The 17,892-nt window shown below is 70.9% G+C and carries 13 protein-coding genes and 1 pseudogene; 6 read left to right on the top strand and 8 right to left on the bottom strand.

All coding sequences use genetic code 11. The features are described 5' to 3' along the window. Nucleotides 1-372: 372 nt before the first annotated feature. The 4 genes from CKO41_RS16015 to CKO41_RS16000 all read right to left on the bottom strand — a co-directional run bounded on the left by CKO41_RS16015 (nt 373) and on the right by CKO41_RS16000 (nt 4,428). On the bottom strand, nt 373-1,140 hold the full coding sequence (locus tag CKO41_RS16015; RefSeq protein WP_200255071.1) for a DnaJ domain-containing protein: 768 nt from the start codon (nt 1,138-1,140) through the stop codon (nt 373-375). Between the two features lie 4 nt (nt 1,141-1,144). Continuing rightward, a complete protein-coding gene (locus tag CKO41_RS16010; RefSeq protein WP_200255073.1) occupies nt 1,145-1,855 on the bottom strand; it encodes a VWA domain-containing protein in 711 nt (236 codons plus the stop codon). 261 nt (nt 1,856-2,116) lie between these two features. After that, nucleotides 2,117-3,643 (bottom strand): hypothetical protein, encoded by a 1,527-nt coding sequence (locus CKO41_RS16005; RefSeq protein ID WP_200255075.1) that lies wholly within the window; start codon nt 3,641-3,643, stop codon nt 2,117-2,119. Nucleotides 3,644-3,648: 5 nt separating this feature from the next. After that, nucleotides 3,649-4,428, bottom strand: coding sequence for an alpha/beta hydrolase family protein (locus tag CKO41_RS16000; RefSeq protein ID WP_200255077.1), 780 nt, complete (start codon nt 4,426-4,428; stop codon nt 3,649-3,651). Between the two features lie 415 nt (nt 4,429-4,843). Here CKO41_RS16000 and speA point away from each other — a divergent pair, with 415 nt between their 5' ends. From speA to CKO41_RS15980, 4 genes are all read left to right on the top strand, one after another. Continuing rightward, nucleotides 4,844-6,772 carry a biosynthetic arginine decarboxylase gene (gene speA, locus CKO41_RS15995; protein ID WP_338115603.1) on the top strand — a complete coding sequence of 643 codons (1,929 nt, stop codon included), beginning with the start codon at nt 4,844-4,846 and terminating at the stop codon, nt 6,770-6,772. Between the two features lie 110 nt (nt 6,773-6,882). After that, nucleotides 6,883-7,236: a hydrogenase maturation nickel metallochaperone HypA gene (gene hypA, locus CKO41_RS15990; protein ID WP_200255304.1), complete on the top strand. Its 354-nt coding sequence runs from the start codon at nt 6,883-6,885 to the stop codon at nt 7,234-7,236. Nucleotides 7,237-7,286: 50 nt separating this feature from the next. Beyond that, nucleotides 7,287-8,183 (top strand): hydrogenase nickel incorporation protein HypB, encoded by an 897-nt coding sequence (gene hypB, locus CKO41_RS15985; RefSeq protein ID WP_200383018.1) that lies wholly within the window; start codon nt 7,287-7,289, stop codon nt 8,181-8,183. Nucleotides 8,184-8,290: 107 nt separating this feature from the next. Beyond that, nucleotides 8,291-8,815, top strand: a complete 525-nt coding sequence (locus CKO41_RS15980) for a hypothetical protein (protein WP_200383017.1) — start codon at nt 8,291-8,293, stop codon at nt 8,813-8,815. 376 nt (nt 8,816-9,191) lie between these two features. Here the strand turns inward: CKO41_RS15980 and CKO41_RS15975 are convergent, their stop codons facing one another. The 4 genes from CKO41_RS15975 to CKO41_RS15960 form a co-directional block, all read right to left on the bottom strand. Continuing rightward, the gene (locus CKO41_RS15975) at nt 9,192-9,419 is read right to left on the bottom strand and encodes an acetyltransferase (RefSeq protein WP_200383016.1); all 228 of its coding nucleotides are present in this window, start codon (nt 9,417-9,419) and stop codon (nt 9,192-9,194) included. A gap of 168 nt (nt 9,420-9,587) precedes the next feature. Further along, complete coding sequence (locus CKO41_RS15970; RefSeq protein ID WP_200255357.1) at nt 9,588-11,168, bottom strand: peptide chain release factor 3; 1,581 nt, start codon at nt 11,166-11,168, stop codon at nt 9,588-9,590. A 99-nt stretch (nt 11,169-11,267) separates the two neighbouring features. After that, complete coding sequence (ggt, locus tag CKO41_RS15965) at nt 11,268-12,977, bottom strand: gamma-glutamyltransferase (RefSeq protein ID WP_200383015.1); 1,710 nt, start codon at nt 12,975-12,977, stop codon at nt 11,268-11,270. Between the two features lie 134 nt (nt 12,978-13,111). Further along, entirely contained in the window at nt 13,112-14,308 is a 1,197-nt protein-coding gene (locus tag CKO41_RS15960; RefSeq protein WP_200383014.1) for a sulfotransferase family protein, read from the bottom strand. A 942-nt stretch (nt 14,309-15,250) separates the two neighbouring features. On the opposite strand from CKO41_RS15960, the gene CKO41_RS15955 reads away from it, so the two are divergent. Together CKO41_RS15955 and CKO41_RS15950 are read left to right on the top strand one after the other, a co-directional pair. Next, nucleotides 15,251-17,161, top strand: coding sequence for an ATP-binding cassette domain-containing protein (locus CKO41_RS15955; protein WP_200383013.1), 1,911 nt, complete (start codon nt 15,251-15,253; stop codon nt 17,159-17,161). A gap of 120 nt (nt 17,162-17,281) precedes the next feature. Next, nucleotides 17,282-17,892: pseudogene (locus tag CKO41_RS15950) on the top strand (mechanosensitive ion channel domain-containing protein); the annotation flags it as partial.

The raw sequence follows: 17,892 nt of genomic DNA, 5'->3' as shown, positions 1-17,892 counted from the left end.
ATGCGCGCGCGCTCGACTTCGCGCACCGCAGCGGTGCGCGAGCGCGCCAGCTCCGTCAACGAGCGGCGCTGCTCATCGGACAAGTTCAGCGCCGCACGAGCCGTTTTCCTCGCCATGGTTGCCTCCCGAGTAGTGGACTGCGCAAACATGGTGAGTATCGCTCTAATTGTAAATTCTTTGCTAGGACGTACTACTAGTGACGATTCAAGGACAACAGGTACATTGTCCTGGAACGATAAAACACGTACCGAAACACGCTAAAAGGCTCACTAAACAAAGGCTTGCCCGCTGCTTTCGCGACTTTCGTGTATTTCGTAGTTTCTTGTCTTCGCCGCGCTCGTGTCGGTCGCTCCTGAACCGCTCCCTAGCACGTCAGTCTTCGAGCAGCCGCCGCTTCGCGGCGTTGATCTTCGCGGCCAGATAGTCGCTGCCACCGCGATCCGGGTGGTACTTCTGCATCAGGCGGCGGTGGGCGGCGCGGATCTCGTCCGGACCGGCGGTGGCCGCGACACCGAGGATCTCGCAGGCCTCCTGGTGGCTCAGCCGCCCGAGGTCGCCGCCCGCCGACCGCCCCCCGCGTTCCTGAGCGCGCGCGCGCCAGTCATCGCCCTGCTCGCGGTCGAGGAAGGTCTCCAAGACGTTCGCCGAGCGGGCATCGGTCGCGCGGCACTCGTCGAGCAGGTCGAGGAGTTGTTCCAGCGACAGCTCGGAGAGCCGCCGACCGCGTAGGGCGCCCTCGCGCACGACCCCGTCCATCCGTCCGCTCGCGTGATCGAGGCGCATCTCCAGGAACCGGGTGCGCAGTGACGAACTGCGCTCGCCCGCACCCGCCGCATCGCCTGTCCCCGCGGCCGTCCCCGCGGCGGAGAGACCGAGCCCGCGGAGCAGTTGCTGGACCATCGGCACTAGGCGCAACAAGGCCAGCCCTCGTGCGACGAGCGGGACCGCCGCCGCGAGCAGCGCGAAGAGCGGGTTGAGGCGGCCGGTGGCGGCGGCCAGGACCAGGATCCCGATAGCCCCCCACAGGAGCCCGCGGCGCAGGACGCGGGCGACCTGCTGCGGCGGCGTGCGCGTGAACCAGCGCATCGCCCAGAGGACGGCGCCGAACACCAGGAGCAGGATCACGAGCCGCCCGAGCATGGCCTCAGCCCTTGCCGAGCTGGTGGGTCAGCTGCCGCACCGCACCGCCGCGGCGCCGACCGAAGGCCTCGAGCGCCGGACGCCCGCCGGTCGCGAAGACGGCCACGGCGCTCAGCAGGTCGCGCAGGAGCTCCGGGCTGCGGCTGTCGAACGGGCACCAGGCCCCGCCACTCAGGCGGGCCAACTCGCGGAAGGTCTGCTCGGCGAGCGGGTCGCGCCCCTCCTGGAAGAAGAAGGCGGGGACGCCGAGCAGGCCGAGCCGCCCGGCGATCTCGGCCAGCTCATCGCGCGACTCCTCCATGCAGTCACCGACGAAGACCAGGGCGTTGACGCGGTCGCGCCCCGCCTCGGCCTCGGCGTGACGCAGCACGCGGGCGACCTGGGTGAGGCCGCCGGCACAGGTCACCCGGGTCATCCGCCCGAGCAGGTCGCTCGCATCGGCGCACCAGGGCGAGGCCTCGAACTCGCGGAAGCCGCGATACCAGGCGAGCTGGACCTCGAGCCCGCCCAGGTCGCGGGTCTCGGCGAACATCGCCGCCTGAATCTCGCAGGCCCGATCCCAGGTCGGTTCGCGGCTCGCGGTCGCATCCATCGCGAAGATCAGGCGGCCGCGCCCGCCGGGGCGGCGCGCCGGGGTGGCGGCGACTTGGCGCAGGAAGGCCGCGACCTCGGCGTCGCTGGCACTCGGTTGGATGTCTTTGCTGTCACGACTCATGAGATGGAAACGGCTGATCGATCGCTGGAAATTGTGACAGCCGGCGCGGCGCAGAGTGCGGCTGGCACGCCGCACCCCGCCGCCGTGGGGCCTCAGCGACGATTCGAGAACAATCGGCACATCGCATTGGACGCACCGAAACTCGCGAAACACGCAAGGAGGCTGAATAGACCCAGGAGCATCTGCCTGTTTTCGCGCCTTTCGCGTATTTCGTAGTCTCTTGTCGTCCTCGCCCTCGTGTCGGTTGTGTCTGCATCGTTCCTAATGGACCCCGGCGACCGGCTGCATCTCGACGTCGCAGACCCCACCGACCCGGACCTCGACCGTGCGTCCCGCGCCGCGGCAGTCGGCGCCGCGATCGGCGATGCGGCAGGTCAGCGTGAGCGGCTCGCCGGCGGCGAGCCAACTCGGCGTGCGCCGATAGCGGCCGACCTCGCCGAAACGGCAACCGCGCGGCGTGCCGTACGGGGTGCAACCGCTCGGCGCGCGCAGCGCGACCTTGCGACCGTCGACGACGAACCCCGGGTAGTTGTCGCGGATCGTCACCCGATCGCGCTCGCCCTGCGGTTCGAAGAGGAACTCGCGGAACCGGTAGCCGTCGCCGACCTTGCTGCCGGCCTGGATGCGGGTATTGGCGATCAGCGCGAAGTCGCCGCCGTTGCGGGCGACGGCCCCGCTCATGTACTCGACGCGGTCGTGGTCTGGGAAGCACTTGCCCATCGCCGGCGGGTGATAGTAGTGGCGCAGGCTCGTCAACTCGGCGAACGGGGTGCCGGGGAAGAGCCGGCGCAGGTCCTCGTCGCTGCCGAAGAGGATGCGCTCGGCATCGCCGACCCCCTGAGCGTACATGGTCTGGAGCCGCCAGAAGAGGTCGGCCCGCGGGTCGGCGCCGCGACCGAGGTCCTCGCGCAGGAAGCAGGTCGTGAGCCCCGAGACCTGGGTCAGGTACTCGTCCCAGATGTTGTACTGGGAGACGGCCGAGGCGACACCCTCGAAGTCGCCCGGATGGCGGCAGGCCTGGTGGGCGAGGCAGGCGCCACGGGCGCGGTTGCGGATCGAGAGGACGACGACATTGCGCTCGCAGGCGCCGTAGGCGCTGCAACCCCGGTCCAGGTGGCCCTCGAAGAGGGCCGTGCGCATCGCATAGTCGAGCTGCCGGGCGCGCGTCAGGCTGTCGCGCGACCAGCGCCCGCGCTGCGCGGCCTCGAAGGCATCCCAGGCCCGCTCGAGGGCCGCGCGGCGCCCCATGAGGCGGCGGTTGACCCCCTCGCAGTGCCGAGACTGGTGGAAGGTGCGCACGATCCGGTCCAATTCGCCCTGGACCGGCATCGCCGGGTCGCGGTCGGTCGCACCGGGCGAGACGAAGAACGGGGCCTTGCCGAGGGCGTAGAGCTTGCGCACATCGATCACATGGCGTACCGAGGCGTCGCAGTGGTGATTGGCCACCATGAGATCGCGGCGCGCCGCGACGGCGCGCCGGAAGCGCTCGGCGTCCGCCGGGGTGGCCACGGCGGCGTCCATGACGACCTCGAAGCCGACATAGGGGGTACCGCCCTTATCGGTCAGCGCCTGCCCGTCGCGAATCACGAGGCAGGGGATCACGGCCGAGCCCTGGGCGAGGCGGCCGGCCGGCTCCGTGGGACCGCGGCGCGCGAAGGAGTCGACCGCGTAGTAGGGGGTCGTGCTCGGGCCGTTGAACTCATAGAGGGTCATGACCTGGGTCGCCGGGATCCGCGCCCAGGCCGGCAACGAGCACAACAACAGCAACAGGATCGGCAAGGCTCTCATGGGGGCTACTCGGTGGCGTCGGCGATATAGCGGCTGGCCCAGGCGGCGATGACCTCGGCGACATAGTCCGAATCGGCCGGGTTGGTGATCAGATGGTCGGCTTGACACAGCGAGATGAAGCTCTTCGGGTGGCGAGCCGCGTCGTAGATGTGCCTGGCATGCTCGATCGAGACGATCTCGTCGACCGGCGAGTGGAAGATCAGCAGCGGGCGGCGCAGCGTGCGCAGGTCCTCGCGCAGGTTCTTCTCGGCGATGTCGTCGATGAACTGGCGCGTGATCGTGAAGCGCCGGCCGGCCAGGTCGACGAGCGCCTCGCCGTCCTCGATGATGGTCTCCAGGCTCTCCTGGAACAGGTGCCTGACGTGGCCCGGGTCGCTCGGCGCGGCGATCGTGACCACCCCACGGCATTCGGGGATCGCCTTGGCCGCAGCGATGACCGCCGCCCCGCCCAGGCTGTGGCCGATCAGCAGGTCCGGCGCCCGCCCCTGGCGGCGCAGGTGGTCGGCGGCCGCGACCAGATCGGCGACGTTGGAGGAGAAGTTGGTGTTCTCGAAGTCCCCCTCGCTGTTGCCGAGCCCGGTGAAGTCGAAGCGCAATACGGCGATGTCGCGGGCCGCCAGCGCGCGGGCGATGCGGGTCGCGGCACCGATGGTCTTCGAGCAGGTGAAGCAGTGGGCAAAGAGGGCCAGCGCGCGCGGCTCGACCGGGCCCTCGAGCAGCCCGGCCAGGCGCTCCCCGTGGGGATTGAGGAAATCGAACCGCCCCTGGGCGGCTGGCATCGGCATGGTGCGACTCCTGGGCTCGTCACGGCGGTCACCTGCGGGGCGTCAGGCCAACCTCGACGCGGCCGCCCCCCGATCGGCCATCCCCCGCGAGCGGATGGGGAAGATGGCGATGCACCATCTTCCCACAGACGCAACGCGTCGGCATCACCCCCGGATGGCCCCCCAGACGGCGCCCGGACGGCCCATCGGGCTTCAGGCCTGCGCGATGGACGGCCGCGATGACGGGCGGCCGTCACCGTCATGCCGGCGCCGTAGAATGCCCGTCGCACCCCGCTTTCCCACCCCGCGCCATGCACGCACCCGCCACGGGGCCAACGGCCGATCGCGCGCGGCACCGAGCAGACCCCATCGCCCGTGCATCGCGCGCGCTGCGGGCCTTAAGATGGTCGCCCGTTTCCGCCTTGGAGCCGTCCCCGTGGAGCCGACATCAACCGACTGCGAACAGATCTACTCGATACGACGCTGGGGCGAGGGCTACTTCCGCGTCAACGCGCGCGGCCACCTCGCGGTGCGCCCCAACCCGGAACCGGCCCCGGAGCAGGCCCCGACGCGCCCCGGGGGGCCGCCCGGCGGACCTCCGGGCGAGATCGATCTCGTCGAGGCGACGGCGCGGCTGCGCGCCGAGGGCCTGTCGCTGCCGGTACTGGTGCGCTTCAACGACATCCTGCGCCACCGCGTGCGCCGCCTGCACGCCGCCTTCGCCCGGGCGCGCGAGGCGGCCGACTACACGGGGCGCTATGAACCCTGCTACCCGATCAAGGTCAACCAGCAGCGCAGCGTCGTGCACCAGATCCTCGCCGAGGGGCTGACCGGACTGGAGGCCGGCAGCAAACCGGAGCTGATGGCCGTCCTCGCCCTGTCGCGCCCGGGCGGGCTGATCGTCTGCAACGGCTACAAGGACCGCGAGTACGTCCGCCTGGCCCTGATCGGCCAGCGCCTCGGGCTGCGCGTGCACCTGGTCATCGAGAAGCCCTCCGAGGTGGCCCTGATCCTCGAGGAGGCGCGCCGCCTGGCGATCGAGCCGCGCCTCGGCGTGCGCCTGCGCCTCGCCGCGGCGGCCGCCGGCAACTGGCAGAACAGCGGCGGCGAGAAGGCCAAGTTCGGGCTCTCGGCATCGCAGGTCCTGAGGCTCGTCGCGCAGTTGCGCGACGCCGGCTGCCTCGACTGGCTGCGCCTGCTGCACGCCCATCTCGGTTCCCAGATCCCGAACCTGCAAGACATCCGTGACGGCGTGCGCGAGCTGGCGCGCTTCTACGCGGAGCTGCGCCGGCTCGGGGCGCCGATCGATACGCTCGACGTCGGCGGCGGGCTCGGCGTCGACTACGAGGGCACCCGCTCGCGCGCCTACTGCTCGGTCAACTATTCGCCCGACGGCTATGCCGAGGCGATCGTCACGACGCTCGCCGAGGCCTGCCGCGCCGCCGACCTGCCGCACCCGAACCTGGTCACCGAGTCCGGCCGCGCGCTGAGCGCCCACCACGCGGTGCTGATCACCGACGTCATCGACCGCGAGGAGGCCGGCGGGCGCGACGTCGCGGCGCGCCCCGACGAGGGCGACCCGCGCCTCGACGCCCTAGCCCGGCTCCTCGAGGGGCTCGCCGAGGAACCGCCGCTGGAGGCCTTCGAGCGCGGCCGCGAGCTGCTCGGGGCCGTCCGCGCGGCCTTCGAAGCGGGCGAGCTCGATCTGCCGGCGCGGGCCCGCGCCGAGGAGCTCTTCTACGCCCTGTGCCGGGCGCTCCAGGCGCGGCTGCGCCCGAACAGCCGCCGTCAGCGCGAGCTCTGGGACCGCATCAACGCCCTCCTCGCCGACCGGCTGTTCTGCAACTTCTCCCTCTTCCAGTCGCTGCCCGACGTCTGGGCGATCGACCAGATCTTTCCGATCGTACCGTTGCAGCGCCTCGACGAGACGCCCACCGCGCGCGCCGTCGTCAACGACCTGACCTGCGACTCCGACGGCTGCATCGCCCAGTACGTCGACCAGGACGGCGTCGAGGCGAGCCTGCCGGTGCACGCGCCCCGCGCCGGCGAGGGACCCTACCTGCTCGGTTTCTTCCTCGTCGGCGCCTATCAGGAGATCCTCGGCGACATCCACAACCTGTTCGGCGACACGGACGCGGTCAACCTGGAGCTCGATCCGAACGACCCGGCCGGCTACCGGCTGCTCGAGCCCGAGCGCGGCGACTCGGCCGACGAGCTGCTGAGCTACGTCCATTTCGAGCCACGCGCCCTGCTCGCCCACTACCGCCGCAAGCTCGACGCCGCCGGCCTCGACCGCCCGACCCGCGAGCAGTACTACGTCGAGCTCAAGGCCGGCCTGTTCGGCTACACCTATCTGGAGAGCTGAGGCGTGCGTGGCGAGGGGTCCGCGCCGCTTGCCGCAGCGGCGCGCCGCCCCAATCTGCCGCCTGTCGCCGGCTCACAGGTCGACACCCGCACCGAGAGGCCCGAGATCCGATGCACGAACTCTCCATCTGCCTGGCGCTGATCGAGCAGGTCCAGCAGGTCGCCCGAGAACATGGCGCAACCCGCGTCGACCGCATCCTGCTACGGATCGGCCCGCTGTCCGGCGTCGAGCCATCGCTGATCGAGAGCGCCTACCCGATGGTCGCTGTCGGCACGCTCGCCGCGGACGCCGAGCTCGTCATCGAGACGACGCCGGTGCGGGTGCGCTGCAACGACTGCGGCCAGGAGACCGACGCGCGGCCGAACCGGCTCCTCTGCGGCGCCTGCGGCGGCTATCATACGAAGGTCTTGAGCGGCACCGAGATGCTGCTCGCCAATCTGGAGCTGACGCTGCCCGGCGACTGAGCCCAGGCCCCGGCGGCACGCCCCCTGAATCCTGACCGGAGCACCCCTGCATGTGCGACACCTGCGGCTGCAACATCACCCCCGGCAACGAGCACCTGGTGCGCGCCGGCGGTCCGCACGCCCACACCGAGGATGGCCGGGCGGCGGTGACCGTACTGGCGAGCCTGCTGGGCGAGAACGACCACCAGGCCGCCCACAATCGCGAGCACCTGGATCGCCACGGTGTGCTGGCGATCAATCTGATGTCCTCGCCCGGGGCCGGCAAGACGAGCCTGCTGGAGGCGACGATCGAGGCGCTCGGCGGCGAGTTCGGCATCGCCGTCATCGAGGGCGACCTGGAGACCGAGAACGACGCCGAGCGCATTCGCGCCAAGGGGGTCCCGGCGATCCAGATCGCGACCGGCAGCGCCTGTCATCTCGATGCCCACATGGTCCATGACGCGCTGCACCAACTGACGCTCGACGGCGTCGACCTCTTGTTCATCGAGAACGTCGGCAACCTCGTCTGCCCGGCCAGCTTCGACCTCGGCCATCACCACAACGTCACGCTGCTCTCGGTGCCCGAGGGCGACGACAAGCCGGCCAAGTACCCGGTGATGTTCCGCGCCGCCGACCTGGTGCTCTGCACCAAGGGCGACCTGCTCGGGGTCCTGCCGGAGTTCGCACCGGCACGCGCCGAGGAACACCTGCGCCGGCTCGCGAGCGACGCCCCGTTCACGACGGTGAGCACCCGCGACCCGGCGAGCCTCGCCCCCTGGTTCGGCTGGCTGCGCGAGGAACTCGCCGCCCAACGGGCCCGCACCGCCGCCGGGCACACCCGACGCCCGATGGTCCAGGCCGAGGGCACCCGGAGCGGGGGCGTCGTTCATCGCCCGGACCATGATCACGACCACGCCGGTGGCGGACACCATCGCCATCAGGCCGGTGGTCACCACCACCACGACTGACCGGGGAGGCCGCCCGGCGCAGGCACCGAGCAACGATAAAAAAGGTCGGACAGGCGGCAACGGGCCGCCTGCCCGCTGTCCACCAAGACGAGGGAGGAGCGACAACCATGTCTTCGCAACGATCCGGGGCCGGCCCCAGGCTGGCAAGCGCCGCGCTGATCTGTGTCATCTCGACCTATGCCCCGCTCAGCCAGGCCTTCTTCGACGCGATGAATCCGAGCCGTTGGTTCGGCGACGACTACGACGACGACTACTACGGCGGCCCGCCGCCCTACGGCTATGGCGCACCCGGCCAGGGCCCCGGGTACGGACCCGGCTATGGCGCGCCCTATGCTGCGCCGGGCTACTATGGAGCGCCCGGTTACGGGGCGCCGGGCTACTACGGCGCACCCGGTTATCAGGGGATCCCGGGCGGCAGGCCGGGCACCCCGCCGCCCCCCGCCGCCGGGGCCACGGCCCCGACGTCCGGCGCGGCCGATCAGGCGCGCGAGATCGAGACGCTGAGGCGTCGCATCGAGGCACTCGAGGCCAATCGACCCGGCCCACAATCATCGTTTCCGCCGCCACCCCGCGAGGACTTCCCCTCGGGCTGGCCGGGGAACCCGGCCTTTCGCCCGCTCGACCGCAACTGAGGCGATTTCTGTCAACGAACCTACCGTCTGGCTTGTCTTTTCGCCCGCCTTCCGTGTCGCGAGCGCACTCACATCGCTGGGGTAGGCTCCTGCGCTCGCTCCTTGAAGACGAACGAACGTCCGGCGTCATCCGGTGGGTTCGTTTCCGGCAATCGCCTGAGCCCCGGCTCGACGAACGAAGGGGCGCCTACATGGCGCCCCTTCTTCTTTGCCGGCGCATCCCGGTTCACCCAGGTTCTGAGCCAGGCTCAGGCCGTGCCCGGCCCGTGCTCCTCGCGCTTCGCCACGTTGCACGCCGCCGACCGGAAGAGGCATCGGCGTTGGGCGGCCCCGCCGGGGGCGGCGGTCGGTCCGACCATCCACCCCGAGCGGTGCGTCATGGATGCGGGTGTATCTCGGCGTCGCGGTAGTGGACGTCGGTCCAGCACCTGGGCAGCGATTCGCCCGACTGGAAGACCAGATCGCCCTTCGCGAAGGTCTCGGCCTCCTGCATCTCCTCACCGGCATGGTAACGGCCGACGATGGTCGGCAGCAGCGGATTGAACAGATCGCGCAGACTGAGGACCTCGACGAGCTTGTCGTTGTTGGCTTGCTTCAGGAACATGGCTGCTCTCCGTGGTGATCGGGATCGGCAGCGGCCTCGAAAGGCCACCCCGCGGACGGCCGTCCGGGACAGACTCGACCCCGTGTCGAAGTGAAGTATGGCCTTCCCCGGTGGGAATACAATCCGCGGCCGGGGGCACGGACCCGATCGCCGGTCGGTGCCGGCGGATCAAAGCTCGCGGGTCGCGAGGAAGCGGATCTCGGGCCAGCGCTCCTCGGTCAGGCTCAGGTTGACGCGGGTCGGGGCGAGGTAGACGAGCTGGTCGTCGCCGTCGAGGGCCAGGTGCTCGTAGGCCTTCTCCTTGAATCGGGCGAGCAGCTTGTCGTCGTCGCAGACGACCCAACGCGCCGTGTACACACCGACCGCCTCGACGATCGCCTCGACGCCGTACTCGTCCTTCAGCCGGTAGGCGGCCACGTCGAACTGCAAGACCCCGACGGCCCCCAGGATCAGATCGTTGTTCTTCAGCGGCCGGAAGACCTGGGTCGCCCCCTCCTCGCTCAGCTGCAAGACGCCCTTCTGCAGCGCCTTCATCCGCAACGGGTCCTTCAGCACGATGCGGCGGAAGAGTTCCGGCGCGAAATAGGGGATCCCCTCGTACTTGAATTCCTCGCCCTCGGTGAAGGTGTCGCCGATCTGGATGGTGCCGTGGTTGTGCAGGCCGATGATGTCGCCCGGCCAGGCCTCCTCGACATGGCGCCGTTCGTCGGCCTGGAAGGTGATCGCGTTGGCCACCTGCACCGTCTTGCCGAGGCGCACGTGACGCATCTTCATGCCCTTGGTGTAGGTGCCGGAACAGACCCGCAGGAAGGCGACCCGGTCGCGATGGGCCGGATCCATGTTCGCCTGGATCTTGAAGACGAAGCCGCTGAAGCGCGCCTCGCCCGGGGAGACGACCCGCTGGCGGGTCTCGCGCGGGCGCGGCGGCGGGGCATAGTCGACGAAGGCGTCGAGCAGCTCCTTGACCCCGAAGTTGTTGATCGCCGAGCCGAAGAAGACCGGCGTCTGGCGCCCGGCGCGGTAGGCCTCGAGGTCGAGCGGATGGCTCGCCCCCTGGACCAGCTCCAGCTCGGCACGCAACTCCTCGGCCTGATCGCCGAGCAGCTCGTCGAGGCGCGGGTTGTCGAGCCCGGCGATCACCTCGCCGCTCTGGATGCGACCGCCGTGCTGGGCGCTGAAGAGGTGGGTCTTGTCGGTGCGCAGGTCGTAGACGCCCTTGAAGCGCTTGCCCATACCGATCGGCCAGGTCGCCGGCGCACACTGGATCTTCAGCACCTGCTCGATCTCGTCCAGGATCTCGATCGCGTCGCGGCCCTCGCGGTCGAGCTTGTTGACGAAGGTCAGGATCGGCGTGTCGCGCAGTCGGCAGACGTCCATCAGCTTGATCGTGCGCTCCTCGACGCCCTTGGCCGCGTCGATGACCATCAGCGCCGAGTCGACCGCGGTGAGCGTGCGGTAGGTGTCCTCGGAGAAGTCCTCGTGCCCGGGGGTGTCCAGCAGATTGACGATCGCCTCGCCGTACGGGAACTGCATCACCGAGGAGGTCACCGAGATGCCGCGCTGCTTCTCCAGCTCCATCCAGTCCGAGGTCGCATGGCGCGCCGCCTTGCGGCCCTTGACGGTGCCGGCCATCTGGATCGCCCCGCCGAAGAGCAGGAGCTTCTCGGTCAGCGTCGTCTTGCCCGCGTCGGGGTGGGAGATGATCGCGAAGGTGCGGCGCTTGCGCAGTTGCTCTTCCAGCTGGCTCATGGCGGCTCGGATCGGGGTCGGCAAAAACGCCCTATTGTACGCGGAACGGCGCCCGCGCTTCAGCCCTCGGCGGCCCTGGGCGCGCGCAGGGCACGCGCCCTACCGCCCGCCGCCCGCCTGCAGGATCTCGGCGGCCCCAGGGTGGCGCGGGTCGGCCGCCGCCTCCAGCGTCCCGTCGGCCAGGCGGCGCACCAGTTGGACCTCGCCGAGCGAATCGACCGGCTGGATCGCATGGCCGCGCCGCGCGAGCCCCTCGGCCACCGCCGGCGAGAGGGCCTCGGGCTCGGCATAGAGGACGTCGGGCCGCCACTGGTGGTGGACGCGCGGGCGCGCGACGGCCTCGGCGGGCGTCGCCCCGTCGACGATCAGGGCGAGCAGGACCTGGAGGGTCGCGGTCGGGATCCGCGATCCGCCGGGCGAGCCGACGGCGATGACCTCCTCGCCACGCCAGGCGATCGTCGGCGACATCGACGAGAGCATCCGCTTGCCCGGTCCGACCGCGTTGGCCTCGCCCTGGATCAGGCCGTAGAGGTTCGGGCGCCCCGGCGCGGTCGCGAAGTCGTCCATCTCGTTGTTGAGCAGAAAGCCGGCCTCGGGCACCGCGAGCCCGCAGCCGAACGAACCATTCAGGGTCGTCGTCAGCGCGACCGCGTGGCCGTCGCCGTCGATGACCGAGAGGTGCGTCGTCTCGCGCGACTCGGCGGCGGCCGCCGGCGACCAGGTGGCGACCTCGGCCGACGGGGTCGCGCGGACCGGGTCGATCTCGGCGGCACGCCGCGCGAGCCACCCCTCGGCGAGCAGGTCCGCGGCATCGGCGCCCGTCGTCGCCGGATCCCCGAGCAGGACGCGGTCGGCGAAGGCGCGCCGCCAGGCCTCGACGAGGAGGTGGCGACGTTCGACGCCACCGATCGGATGCGTCGCCCAACTGCGGCGCCCGAGCAGCCCGCAGGTCTGCCCGAGGATGATGCCGCCCGAGGACGGCAGCGGCATCGAGGCGACCTCCCAGCCAAACGCCGCGAAGCGCACCGGCGCGCGCCAGACCGGCCGGTAGGCGGCCAGATCGCTCGCCCGCAGGACCCCGCCGTGGCGCTGCGCGGCCCGCTCGATCGCCGCAGCGATCGGCCCGGCGGTGATCGCCGCGGGCCCCTGCGCCGCATAGGCCGCGAGGGTCGCGGCCAGGGCCGGCAGGCGCATCCGGGTGCCCACCGCGGGCGGACGGCCGTCGGGCAACCAGAGCGCGGCCGTCTCCGGGAACCGCCCGAGCAGATCGGCGGCCCGGCCGATGTCCTGCGCCAACCGCGCATCGACGGTGAACCCGTCCCGCGCCAGCGCGATCGCCGGGGCGACGACGGCGGCCCAGGGCCGCCGACCGAGGGCCTCGTGCAATGCGTGCAGGCCCGCCGGAGAGCCCGGCACGCCGGCCGCCAGCGGCCCCACCAGCGAGGCGCCGGGCCGCGGCTCGCCCTGCCCATCGAGGTACATATCGCGCGTGGCCGCGGCTGGCGCGGTCTCGCGGAAATCGAGCGTGCGCACCTCGCTCGCGAAGCGGGTCACGGCGAAGCCGCCACCGCCGAGGTTGCCCGCCTGCGGCATGACGACGGCCAGCGCGAGGGCCATGGCCACCGCCGCATCGGCGGCATTGCCGCCATCGCGCAGGATCGCGAGGCCGACCGCGGTCGCCGCCGGTGACGCGCTCGCGACCGCGCCGCGCTCGACGGCCGCGGCCCCCGCCGTGCCCCAGGACACGAGCAGCGCCACCAGGAGCCAAGCGCAGCGCCGGATCGCAGTGAAGACCTCTGGCTGTCTCATTGCAGCACTCCCGAACCTGGCGCGGCCGCCTCCGCGATCACTCGGCCGGGACACGGCCCCCTGATCGGCACCTTGAAAAATTGCGATCCGGGCAATCTTTCAAAGTGCCCTGATGACCCGGCGAGGGGCCTCGTTCAGCGCGCCCCGGCCGCGACGCGCACCGCCCCAGCGTCCGCACTGTCGGCCACACGGGCGATGGGATGGGGCATCGGGAACCCATGCCGTTCGCAGACGAACCCGAGGTCCTGCGCGATCCGCGCCGGACTGAGGCCGAGTTCCACCGCGGCCCGATTGATGTGGGCGGGCCGGTAGTCGGTCTCCTGCTGCACGGCGTGCGCGAAGCGCGTCTCCTCCTCCCCATCGAGGGGGGTGCCAGCGAAGGCCAGGATCCGTTCCAGGGTCCCGTGCAGATCGGCCTTCAAGGACGGATAGCGCACCGTCATGAGCCGATCCGGCCCGAGCACCCCCTGCTCGAGCAACTCCTCCATGTAGCGATAGAGCCGGACACTGCGCTGGTACTGTCGCTCGACGTGCCGTTCCAGCCAGCCCGGCCTGACCCGCTCGACGGCCTCGATATCGAAGTTGCGCCGCAGGATCGACAGTTGCAGCGAGATCAGCGACGGGATGGTCTCGAACGGAGAACGGACCAGATAGACGAACCGCGCGTCCGGGAAGTCCTCCAACAAGGACCGCACGCGAAAGACCGACTGGGGCATCTTGGCCAGGACCCTCGACCTCCCCGTGTAGAGGAGCTGGCGTTGCAGGCATCCCCGGAAGAACGCCATCAGCGCCCGGCGCATTGGCGGCGGCTGTCGCTCCTCCTCGAGCAGCCAGGCCTGATCCTCATCGGCGAACGCGAGCGGGGTCGTCGACAGCGTGAAGGCGCCGGCGAAGAGGTGATAGAAGAGGGCTTCCTCCTCTTCGATCGCGCGCAGCGCGACCCGATGACCGACCTCGCTCGGGTGCAACTCCAGATCCCGGCCGCGTGTCGCTCGCCGGATCAGCGGCGCCGCGAGCCGGCGACCGACCAGCGAGGGGATCATCAACTGCCAGAGCTCGAAGGTCGCAAACCGCCTGGTCTCGCCCAACAAGCGGTGGGCCAACGTGGTGCCCGACCTCGGGTGACCGACGATGAAGATCGGCGCCTCGATCGCCTGGCGCCGGAATCCGGGGTAGAGATGGCGGTCGAGCCAGAGGCTCGCATGCGTGAGGCCGGCCACTAGGGGCCGCCCCAGCCCCCAGCGCAGCAGCGCCCGACTGGGCCCCCACAGCGACCAGACCTCGCGCAGTGTTTTCGTGTAGACGCCAGCTTGAAGTGCGAGAATTGTCATGCAAGACCTTTGTAGAAGGGGCACCGCGATCGAAGGCCCAAGGCATCGTGTCGTGCACGCGAACAGAGGGGCTTCGCTTCCCCAGCGCTTCATATCCCTTTAGAACAGCCGATGTTAAGTAGGTTCGGGCCCCGCCCGGTGCCAGGACGCCCGTTCTCTTAACCGATCGAGCGACACGGGACCGGGCAGGACCTCGCCGGGTCTCCGAGCCGCTAGCATGCCGGGGAGCGATACCCCGGCAGATGCAACGGCCTCTTTGACAGTAACCTAGCGCCAAACTGGCGCAACGGGAACCTGGCGGGGCCGACGTCGCAGTCGAAATCTCGCTCTGTTCGCAATTCCGCGCGACAGCGAGGCGAAGGCCCCTTGAACCCAAGAACGACAGCCGACCGCCTGCTCTCGATCATGGATTGAAGTCGTTGAAACCGTAGGGCATCTTGAAAAATGCAAGGTCCCCTAAAGAGGCCTTGCGCGAGTCCTGATCGCCCGCTCGGTGAAGGCCGCTACGACGCCCGATGCACGCGGCACCTCGATCGCGCAGGACCGTGCCACGACCGGCGACCGAGCGACGACAGAAAAGCCCGCCGTGCCCCAGGCGTCCACTCTATGCGAACTGGCATGGGCCGCGACCTGCCTTTATCCTGACGCGACAGGACCGCGGCGGGCAAGACCGCACGGTGCGCCCGCCAGCATCGGGTTGCCGGGCACCCGTCGGTCGACCGACCGGCATCGGAGGCGAGCTCGCGGAGGCCGGAGGGCGGCGACACGGGACGAGGCGACCCGGTCTGCGCCGGGGTCACGCGCGAGATCGGTGAACCGTCGCACACTGTCGATACGGGTCCCGGGACGCAACCGAAGCCATGTCCGCGGCTTCGCCCGGCCGCCCGCGGCAGCCCCCGGCAAGACCACCCCCAGCAGAAACATCCTAGGAAATCCCGCCCCATGCCCCTGATCAGCCTGCAATCCGTCGCCCTGTCCTATGGCTCGCCGCCGCTGCTGGAGGACGTCGACCTGACCATCGAACCGGGCGAGCGCATCTGCCTGATCGGGCGCAACGGGGTCGGCAAGTCGACGCTGCTCAAGGTCATCACCGGCGAGGTGCAGCCCGACGGCGGCGAGGTCCGGCGCCCGTCCGGGGTGACGATCGCCCGCCTCGTCCAGGAACTGCCGCGCGGCGAGGATCGGCGCGTGTTCGATGTCGTCGCGGCCGGGCTCGGCGAGCTCGGGGCACTGGTCAGCGAGTATTTCCATCTGAGCCATCGCCTCGCCGACGGCGAGTCGGGCCTCGCGCGCCTCGCCGAGGTGCAGCAGGCCCTGGAGGCCGGCGACGGCTGGGCCATCGAGCAGCGCACCGAGCGCGTCATCTCCCAGCTCGGGCTCGACGCGGAGACCCCCTTCTCGGCCCTCTCCGGCGGTCTGCAGCGACGCGTCTTGCTGGCCCAGGCGCTGGTGCGGGCGCCCGACCTGCTGCTGCTCGACGAACCGACCAACCACCTCGACATCGCCGCCATCGACTGGCTCGAGGAGTTCCTCCTGACCTTTCCGGGTTCGCTCCTCTTCATCACCCACGACCGGGTCTTCCTGCGCCGCCTCGCGACCCGCATCCTGGAGCTCGATCGCGGCCGCCTGACCGATTGGCCCGGCGACTACGACAACTACCTGCGCCGCCGCGAGGAGCGCGCCCACGCCGAGGCCCTCGCCAACGCCCGCTTCGACCGGCGCCTGTCCGAGGAGGAGGTCTGGATCCGCCAGGGGATCAAGGCACGGCGCACCCGCAACGAGGGGCGGGTGCGGGCGCTGGAGGCGATGCGCCGCGAACGCCAGGAACGGCGCGAGCAGCTCGGCCAGGCCCGGCTGCGCCTCGGCGAGGCGCAGCGCAGCGGCCGGCTCGTCGTCGAGGCCGAGGGCGTGGGCTTCGCCTGGGGCGAACAACCCGTGATCCGCGACCTCGACACCCTGATCCTGCGCGGCGACCGGGTCGGCATCATCGGCCCCAACGGCGCCGGCAAGAGCACGCTGCTGCGGCTGCTGCTCGGCGAACTCGCCCCGGACACCGGTCAGATCCGCCGCGGCACCAATCTCCAGGTGGCCTACTTCGACCAGCGCCGCGCCCAGCTCGACGAATCGCTGAGCGTGCTGGACAATGTCGCCGGCGGCAGCGACCGGGTGACGATCGACGGCCAGGGCCGCCACATCCTGTCGTATCTCAAGGACTTCCTGTTCACCCCGGAGCGCGCCCGCCAGCCGGTGAAGGCCCTCTCCGGCGGCGAGCGCAACCGCCTGCTGCTCGCCAAGCTCTTCGCCCAGCCGGCCAACCTGCTCGTGATGGACGAGCCGACCAACGATCTCGACGCCGAGACGCTGGAACTCCTCGAAGAGCTGCTCGCCGAGTTCCAGGGGACCCTGCTGCTCGTCAGCCACGACCGCGCCCTGCTCGACAACCTGGTCACCAGCACGCTGGTCCTCGAGGGCGGCGGGCGCGTCGTCGAGTACGTCGGCGGCTATTCCGACTGGCTGCGCCAGCGGCCCGAGGCCGCGGCGGCGCCGGGCGAGACGGCGCCGGCCGCGCGGCCGAAGGCCGAACCCAAACGCACCCCGGCACGGGCCACGAAACGACTGAGCTACAAGGAGAGCCGCGAGCTCGAGGCCCTGCCGGCGCGGATCGAGGCCCTCGAGACCGAGCAGGGGACCCTGCACGCCCGCCTCGGCGAACCGGACCTCTACCAGCAGGGCGGCGAGGCCGTGACCGCACTCCAGGCGCGGCTCGCCGAGATCGAGGCCGAGCTCGCCGAGGCCTATCGGCGCTGGGAGGACCTCGAGGCCCGCGGCGGCGCGGGCCAGCCCCCGGCCTGACCCCGCCGCTCCGCCGGCGCTCCGCCGCCGGCCGTACCCCCTGAGTCGGGTCGCGCGCGACCCGGCGCGCGGCGCACACGGACCGACCACCCCACCCACCGCCAACACAGGAACCGAACGATGACGATGCGCTCGACCCTCCTCATCCTCGCCCTCCTGGCCTCCTCAGCCCTCCATGCAGCGGCAGACGATGCAGACCCCGCCCAGCCCCCGGCGGACGCCGCGACCACGACCGAGACCGCCGCCCCCGAGGCCGAGGCACCGAGCGAGGCGGACGCGCCGCCATTCGACCTGGCGGCCGTCGGGCTCGCCGACTTCCCGCGGACCCTGACGTCGGCGGCGGACTTCGACGCAGCGATCGAGGCCGTGGAGCGACGCCTCGCGGAACTCGCGGAGGCGGTCGATGCACCAAAGGACGACGCCGTCCCGGACCCGCGCCTGGCCCCGCTCGCGGACCTGCGTCTCGCCCTTCAGCGCGAGGCCGCCCTCGCCGGGCGCGTCGCCGAGATCGACGCAGCGCTCGCCGAGCAGCAAGCGCAACGCGCCACCTTCGAGGACACCGAACTCGGCGAGCCCCCCTATTCGATCACGCTCCTCGATCGACTCCAGGCCGAGCGCCGCCTGAACGAGCAGGCCGCCGCGGGCGCGGACCAGGCGATGGACGCGGCCGCGCGCCGCGTCGCGGCCGCGGAAAAGGACCTCGCGGCCGCTGAGCGGGCGCGCCGCCAGGC

The organism is Thiococcus pfennigii (genome assembly GCF_016583835.1).
GTDB classification, from domain to species: Bacteria; Pseudomonadota; Gammaproteobacteria; order Chromatiales; family Chromatiaceae; genus Thiococcus; species Thiococcus pfennigii.
The sequence above is the reverse complement of the archived record's forward strand: the minus strand, read 5'-3'. Positions and strand labels throughout refer to the sequence as shown.